This is a genomic window from Sinorhizobium sp. P24N7 (assembly GCF_042436655.1).
GTDB lineage: Bacteria > Pseudomonadota > Alphaproteobacteria > Rhizobiales > Rhizobiaceae > Sinorhizobium > Sinorhizobium meliloti_A.
On the sequence record NZ_JBHMIW010000069.1, the window covers coordinates 1 to 785 of the forward strand.

The 785-nt window shown below is 61.5% G+C and carries 1 protein-coding gene; it reads right to left on the bottom strand.

The genetic code is table 11. From position 1 onward, the window contains the following. Nucleotides 1-785 (bottom strand): substrate-binding domain-containing protein (locus tag ACFHWW_RS33930; protein WP_379943748.1); only part of this gene is annotated, 785 nt, incomplete at both ends.

Genomic DNA, 785 nt, shown 5'->3' on the forward strand with positions numbered 1-785 from the left:
GACGGTGACGAGGTCGAGAAGGATCGACGGGACCGCGTGGCTCTCAGCATCGTAGCTGCCGTTCACCAGGGCCGCCGGCAGTGGCTCGCCCGCCCGCAGCATGACGGCGACGGCAGCCGCTGCGGCCGCCTGTCGGTAGATGGGCTTGTAGACCGTCATGCATTGCCAGTCCGAGAGGATATTCTGCAAAGCGTAGAGAATGGCGTCCTGCCCCGTCGTCGGGATGGTTCGCGGCGCAATCCCCCGGTTTTTCATCACCGAAATGACGGATTGGGCGAGACCATCACTGCCAGACAGCACGGCATTGATCTGCGGATTGGCTTGCCATGCCTGTTCGAACATAGTCAGGCCGACCTGATTGTCCCAGTTGGGCACGCGCACGGCGCCAACACGTGTGGCTTTTCCTGCGTCGTAATGCCGGCCCAGCACTTCGTCATAGCCCTGCTCGACGAGCGTGGCGTTGTTGTCGGTCGGAGATCCACCGAGATGGAAGATCTGCGGCTTGTCGACCTTCCAATCGGCGATGCACTGCTCCAGCCCCTGAGCCATGCGCTCGCCGACATTCTTATTGTCGAAGCTGACGTAGAACTGCGCCGATCCGTTGAGAGTGAGGCGGTCGTAATCGATGACCGTCACGCCACGGGCAACGGCATCGGCCTGAATGGCTGCTCCGCTGCCGGAATCAAGATTGGTGATAAGCAGAATGCTGGCGCCTGCGGTAATGGCCTGCTCGGCCTGGGTCCTCTGGGTCTGCGGCGACCCCTGGGCATTGCTGATGATGTAAT